Source organism: Saccharomonospora saliphila YIM 90502 (assembly GCF_000383795.1).
Lineage (GTDB): Bacteria > Actinomycetota > Actinomycetes > Mycobacteriales > Pseudonocardiaceae > Saccharomonospora > Saccharomonospora saliphila.
On sequence record NZ_KB912668.1, the window covers coordinates 1 to 6,810 of the forward strand.

At 71.6% G+C, this 6,810-nt stretch carries 6 protein-coding genes; 5 read left to right on the forward strand and 1 reads right to left on the reverse strand.

Annotation, left to right across the window (positions count from 1 at the left end; translation table 11 throughout):
- From infB to rbfA, 3 genes are all read left to right on the forward strand, one after another.
- Positions 1-1,956: translation initiation factor IF-2 (infB, locus tag SACSA_RS0110950; RefSeq protein ID WP_019815860.1), on the forward strand; the 1,956-nt coding region annotated here is incomplete at its 5' end.
- Between the two features lie 62 nt (positions 1,957-2,018).
- Positions 2,019-2,324: a DUF503 domain-containing protein gene (locus tag SACSA_RS0110955; RefSeq protein ID WP_028661776.1), complete on the forward strand. Its 306-nt coding sequence runs from the start codon at positions 2,019-2,021 to the stop codon at positions 2,322-2,324.
- 17 nt (positions 2,325-2,341) lie between these two features.
- Positions 2,342-2,791, forward strand: a complete 450-nt coding sequence (gene rbfA / locus SACSA_RS0110960) for a 30S ribosome-binding factor RbfA (RefSeq protein ID WP_019815862.1) — start codon at positions 2,342-2,344, stop codon at positions 2,789-2,791.
- Positions 2,792-2,806: 15 nt separating this feature from the next.
- On the opposite strand, the gene SACSA_RS0110965 is transcribed toward rbfA, so the two are convergent.
- A complete protein-coding gene (locus SACSA_RS0110965; RefSeq protein ID WP_019815863.1) occupies positions 2,807-3,865 on the reverse strand; it encodes a TRM11 family SAM-dependent methyltransferase in 1,059 nt (352 codons plus the stop codon).
- A gap of 71 nt (positions 3,866-3,936) precedes the next feature.
- Between SACSA_RS0110965 and SACSA_RS0110970 the strand changes: the two genes are divergently transcribed.
- A complete protein-coding gene (locus SACSA_RS0110970; protein ID WP_019815864.1) occupies positions 3,937-5,253 on the forward strand; it encodes an MATE family efflux transporter in 1,317 nt (438 codons plus the stop codon).
- A gap of 236 nt (positions 5,254-5,489) precedes the next feature.
- Positions 5,490-6,810: MFS transporter (locus SACSA_RS22500; RefSeq protein WP_019815866.1), on the forward strand; the 1,321-nt coding region annotated here is incomplete at its 3' end.

Here is a 6,810-nt window from a genome sequence, read left to right on the forward strand (position 1 = left end):
GGTGGCCGGGGCGCTCCCGGCGGTCGTGGCGGCGCCGCGGGTGCCTTCGGGCGTCCCGGCGGTCCCGCGCGCAAGGGCCGCAAGTCGAAGCGGCAGAAGCGCCAGGAGTACATGGAGAACATGCAGGCGCCGTCGGTCGGTGGTGTCCGGCTGCCCAAGGGCAGTGGCGAGACCATCCGGCTGCCGCGCGGTGCCTCGCTGACCGACTTCGCGGAGAAGATCAACGCGAATCCGGCGTCCCTGGTGCAGGTGCTGTTCCACCTCGGTGAGATGGTCACCGCGACGCAGTCCGTCTCCGAGGACGTGCTCGAGCTGCTCGGCACGGAGATGAACTACGACGTGCAGGTGGTCAGCCCCGAGGAAGAGGACCGCGAGCTGCTCGAGGCCTTCGACATCACCTTCGGCGAGAACACCGGCACCGACGAGGACCTGCAAGCCCGGCCGCCGGTGGTGACCGTGATGGGTCACGTCGACCACGGCAAGACCAAGCTGCTGGACACGGTCCGGCAGACGAAGGTCGCCGAGGCCGAGGCGGGTGGCATCACCCAGCACATCGGTGCCTACCAGGTTGAGACCGAGGTCGAGGACGAGAAGCGCACCATCACCTTCATCGACACCCCGGGCCACGAGGCGTTCACCGCCATGCGTGCCCGTGGTGCCCAGGCGACCGACATCGCCGTGATCGTGGTCGCCGCCGACGACGGCGTGATGCCGCAGACGGTGGAGGCGATCAACCACGCGCAGGCGGCGAAGGCGCCGATCGTGGTCGCGGTCAACAAGATCGACGTCGAGGGTGCCAACCCGGCCAAGGTGCGCCAGCAGCTCACCGAGTACGGGCTGGTGGCCGAGGAGTACGGCGGCGACACGATGTTCGTCGACGTGGCGGCCAAGCCGGGCCTCAACATCGACGGGCTTCTCGAGGCGATCGTGCTGACCGCCGACGCGTCGCTCGACCTGCGGGCCAACCCGGAGATGGAGGCCCAGGGCGTGGCGATCGAGGCGCACCTCGACCGGGGTCGTGGCCCCGTCGCCACGGTCCTGGTGCAGCGCGGCACGCTGCGCGTCGGCGACTCGGTGGTCGCGGGCGACGCCTACGGCCGTGTGCGCCGGATGGTCGACGAGTACAACCGCGACGTCACCGAGGCCGCGCCGTCGCGGCCGGTGCAGGTCATCGGTTTCACCTCGGTGCCGAGGGCGGGCGACACGTTCCTCCGCGTCGAGGAGGACCGGGTGGCCAGGCAGATCGCCGAGCGCCGCCAGGCCCGCATCCGCAACGCGGAGAACGCCGCCAAGCGCAAGCGGGTCAGCCTTGAGGACCTCGACTCCGCGCTCAAGGAGACCAACACCCTGAACCTCATCGTCAAGGGTGACAACTCCGGTACGGTCGAGGCGCTGGAGGCGTCGCTGATGCAGATCGACGTCGGCGACGAGGTGGACCTGCGGATCGTGCACCGTGGCGTCGGTGGCGTCACCGAAAGCGACATCGACCTGGCCACCGCGTCCGACGCGATCGTGCTCGGCTTCAACGTGCGGGCCCAGGGCAAGGCGACCGAGCGGGCCACCCGCGAGGGCGTCGACGTCCGGTACTACACGGTGATCTACCAGGCGATCGAGGAGATCGAGCAGGCTCTGAAGGGCATGCTCAAGCCGGTGTACGAGGAGGTCGAGCTCGGCCGCGCGGAGGTCCGCGAGGTGTTCAAGTCCTCCAAGGTCGGCACGATCGCCGGGTGCATGGTCAGCTCGGGTCACATCCGGCGCAACGCCAAGGCCCGTGTGCTGCGCGACAACGTGGTGGTGGCCGAGAATCTCCCGGTCAACTCGCTGCGGCGGTTCAAGGACGACGTCACCGAGGTCCGCGACGGCTTCGAGTGCGGTATGACGCTCGGCAGGTTCTCCGACATCAAGGTCGGCGACGAGATCGAGACCTACGAGTTCCGCGAGAAGCCGCGCGACTGAGCCGCACCGGCCGACCGGGCGCCCCAGTGGTGGCCCGGTCGGCCGGGCGGGCGGGGATGGACATGTTCGTCGGAGCATTGGAACTGGACCTCCTGCTCGGGGACGTCCGTTCCCTCAAACAGAAGCGGTCGGCCGTCCGCCCGATCGTGGCGGAACTGCGCAGACGGTACGAGGTCGCGGTGTCCGAGGCGGGCCACCACGACCTCTACCGGCGTGCGCTGATCGGCGTGGCGGCCGTGTCGGGGGACGGCGGCCACGTGCGGGACCAGCTCGACGCGTGCGAGCGGTGGGTGGCCGCCCGGCCGGACGTGGAGCTGCTCTCGGCACACCGGCGGCTGTTCGGGCCGGACGACGAGGCTGGTGACTGACGGGAAGGGGAAGCGCGGTGGCGGATCAGGCACGCGCACGGAGGCTGGCCAAGCGGATCGCGCAGATCGTCGCGTCCGCCCTGGAACACGAGATCAAGGACCCGCGCCTCGGTAACGTGACGGTGACCGACGCGCGGATCACGGGCGACCTGCGGGACGCGACCGTGTACTACACGGTGCTGGGGGAGAACCTGGACGCCGCGCCGGACTTCGCCGGGGCCGCCGCCGCGCTCGAATCGGCGCGCGGTGTGCTGCGCACGAAGGTCGGGCAGGGCACGGGTGTGCGCTACACCCCGACGCTGACGTTCGTGCCGGACAACCTGCCGGGTGAGGCACGGCACATCGACGATCTGCTCGCCCGGGCGCGGGAGGCCGACGCCGAGGTGGCCCGCCAGGCCACGGGCGCGCAACCCGCCGGGGAGCCCGACCCGTACCGCGAGCCCCGCGAGGAGGACGCGGAGAGCTGATGTCGTGCCGCTCCGTCAGCGGCGGGCGATGAGGACGTCGCGGAGGATGGACTGGTCCACGCGGTGGGCCAGCCCGGTGTAGCCTGCGCTGTCGACCACGTCCAGGCCCGCGTCGGTGACGATGCCCGCGAGCTCGTCGCGGCCCAGGACGTGGGTGTTGTACGAGATCCCCAGCGCGCCGCCCGGGCGCAGGACGCGGGTCCACACCGGAATCGCCGCCGCCAGCAGCTCGCGCGGGCTGCGGGACAGGCTCTCGTCCCGTGCCTTGCTGCCGTGCTGCACGCCGTAGGGCGCGTCGGTGACCACCACGTCGACCGAGCGCGGGCGCAGCAGCTCGTCGGTGCGCAGGGTGTCGCAGTGGTAGAAGGTGACCGTGCGGGTGTCGCCCGCCTTGTAGGCCCGCTTGTCGGCGCCGTACTCGATGTCGAGCCGTTGCCCCAGGCGTGCCTTGTCGCGGCGCAGCACGCCGGACTCGGCGGAGTGCTTGATTCGCTTGGTGCGCAGCCACGTCTTGATGAACCGCTCGTAGGCCTCGAAGTCCTTGCCGTCGGTCTCGACGCCGGTGGCGTCGAAGCCGTACATCATGGCCTGGTTGAGCGTCGTGCCCCGCCCGCACAGCGGGTCGAGCAGCCTGGGCGGGCGCCGCTGGTCCGGGCGCCGGGCTCCGCGCAGCAGGTCGGCGGGCCGGTCGGTGGCGAGCACGGTGAGGTTGACCAGCAGCTTGGTGAACAGCTCGTTGGTCTTGCCCGAGTACTTCTGGATGGTCAGCAGGTCGGAGTCGAACGTGGCCACCGGCGTCAGCGTCAGCGGGCGCAGCAGTTCTCCGCGCACCTCGAACAGCGCGTACGCCGAGGACAAGGTGGACAGAAAGACCACGTCATCGTCACTGAGCGGGCCGTCGGTGTCGAGCGTGACGTAGTCGACACCGCCGATCGTGCGGGTGCCCGTCGCCGTCACGGGCGTGGTCAGCACCGCCTCGCCGAAGGCGGCCAGTTCGCCGCGGAGCAGGCGGGGCGCGGTGTCGGTGTAGACGCGGTTGGCCGACGGCAGGACGAGGATCGCGTACTCGGGCATCGCCTGTGACCTTAGCCGTGTGCCCGGCGTCTCGGCCGGGCGCGTCGGTGCCGCCGGTTACGCTCGTCGGCGTGGTCGAGACGGTGCAGGAGCGCGTGCCCGCGCGAGCGGTGTTCCGGCTCGCCGTCCCCGCTCTCGGCGTGCTGGCGGCGGAACCGCTGTACGTGCTGGTCGACACGGCCGTGGTGGGCCACCTCGGGGCACTGCCGCTGGCGGGCCTCGCGCTCGGCGGCACACTGTTGTCGCTGGTCTCGACCCAGCTGACGTTCCTGTCCTACGGCACCACCGCCCGCACGGCCCGGCTCCACGGCGCGGGCAGGCGCGCCGAGGCCGTGGGCGAGGGGATGCAGGCCACCTGGCTGGCGCTCGCCGTCGGTGTGGTCATCCTGGTGGCCGGGCAACTGGCCGCCGAACCCGTGGCGCGCGCCCTTTCCGGCGACGACGCGATCACCGAGCAGGCCGTGTCGTGGCTGCGCATCGCGTTGTTCGGCACGCCGATGATCCTCGTGACGATGGCGGGCAACGGCTGGATGCGCGGCGTGCAGGACGCCGTGCGTCCCCTGCGCTACGTCCTCGCGGGCAACGCGCTGTCGGCGGTGTTGTGCCCCGTGCTGGTGTATCCGGTGGGCTGGGGCCTCGAGGGCTCGGCCGTGGCCAACGTCGTGGCCCAGGCCGTGGCGGGCGGGTTGTTCCTGCGCGCTCTGCACACCGAGCGCGCGGGCAGGCGCCCGGCGCCGTCGGTGATGTGGGCGCAGCTGCGGCTCGGCCGCGACCTCGTGCTGCGCAGTCTCGCCTTCCAGGCGTGCTTTCTGTCGGCCACGGCGGTCGCCGCGCGCACGTCCACCGAGGCGGTCGGTGCGCACCAGGTGGTGTGGCAGTTGTGGACCTTCCTGTCGCTGGTGCTCGACTCGGTGGCCATCGCGGCGCAGTCGCTGATCGGCGCGGCGCTCGGCGCGCGGGACGCGCGGCGGGCGGGCGGCGTGGCCGCGCAGATCACCCGCTACGGACTGATCCTCGGGTGCGTGCTCGGGGTGGTCTTCGCGGCCGTGTCCCAGGTGCTGCCGAAGGCGTTCACCACCGATCCCGGAGTGCTGTCGACGATCCCGCAGGCGTGGTGGTTCTTCGTCGCTCTCCAGCCCGTGGCCGGGGTGGTGTTCGCCCTCGACGGCGTGCTGCTCGGCGCGGGGGACGCCACGTTCCTGCGCAACGCCACGATGGGCAGCGCGGTGCTCGGCTACCTGCCGCTGATCTGGGTCTCCCTCGCCGTCGGCTGGGGGCTCACCGGGATCTGGACGGGCCTGACCCTGTTCATGGTGCTGCGGCTGGCCTTCGTCGTGGCGCGGTGGCGCTCGGGCCGGTGGGCCGTCGAGGGCGCGGTCCGATCCTGACCGGGTCCGCGGGGGATCGGTGCGCGGTCGCCTCGGTCTCCCGCGGAGTCGGCCTCGTTGAACGGGCAACTCGCCGTCGGGAAGGGGCAACTCGCGGGTTGTCGGAGGGGTGTGGGCAACGACACCGAGGTCACGGGTAAGTCTCGGGAACGCTTAGGCGATACAACGAATGGGGTCGACAGTGTCGTGACCCGCGTGAGCCCACGGTCACCCCGTCGCCGCCAGAGGAGGAGCCCTTGCCGTCCCGACCCGCCACGGCCGTCCCCGTCCGGTCGTGGTTGATCTGGTTGACCGCCGCCTTCGTCTACGTCCTCGCCGTATTCCACCGCACCTCACTCGGGGTCGCCGGGCTCGACGCCGCCGAACGCTTCGGCGTCGGCGCCGCGGCGCTGTCGACGTTCACGGTGCTCCAGGTCGGCGTGTACGCCGCGATGCAGATCCCCACCGGGGTGCTGGTCGACCGGTTCGGGCCGCGCCGGGTGCTGACCGCCGCGCTGCTGCTGCTCGGGCTGGGACAGATCCTGCTCGCCGTCGCGGAGTCGTATCCGCTGGGCCTGCTCGCCCGTGCCGTGCTCGGCGTCGGCGACGCGCTCACCTTCGTCTCCGTGCTGCGGGTGGCCGCGAACCACTTCCCCGCCCGCCAGTACATGCTCGTCACGGCGCTGACCGGGGCGCTGGGTTTCGTGGGCAACCTCGCGGCCACGCTGCCGCTGACCCTGTTGCTGGCCGGGCCCGGCTGGACGCCGACGTTCCTGGTCGCCGGGCTGGTCACCATGGCTTTCGTCGGCGTGCTGCTGGCGCGGGTGCACGACACGCCGCAGCGGCGCACCACCGAGTCGCACGCGGTGCCGATGCGGGAGGTGGGCAGGCGGCTCGGTGCCGCACTGCGCGTGCCGGGGACGCGGCTCGGGTTCTGGACCCACTTCACCACCCCGTTCAGCCAGAACACCATGGTGTTGCTGTGGGGCGTTCCGTTCCTCGTCGAGGGGCAGGGCTACGTCGCCACCACGGCGAGTTCACTGCTGATGGTGTTCGTGATCGGCGCGATGCTCGGCGGGCCCGCGCTGGGCGCCGTTCTGGGGCGCAGGCCGAGCCTGCGCATGCCGCTCGTGGTGACCTACCTGACGGCCACCGCTTTGACCTGGACCGTGCTGCTGGTCTGGCCGGGTCAGGTGCCGGTGGCGGTGCTCATTCCCGCCTTCACCGTGCTCTCCCTCGGTGGTCCCGTCTCCACCATCGGGTTCGCCCTGGTGCGGGACTACAACCCGCTGCCGAGGGTCGGCACCGCGACCGGCGTGGTCAACGTCGGCGGGTTCGTGGCCACCACGGTGGCGTCCCTGCTGATCGGGGTGCTGCTCCAGGTGACCGGCGGCGACTATCGGATCGCCCTGCTGACCATGGTTGCCGTGCTGGCGTTCGGGTCGTGGCGGCTCGGCGTGTGGTGGCTGCGGGCGCGGGCGGCCGTGTTCGACGCCCAGGAGCGCGGCGAGGAGGTTCCGGTGCGGTTGCGCAGGCACCGCTTCGATCTCGGCCGCGCCGCCTTCGAGCGCCACGCCG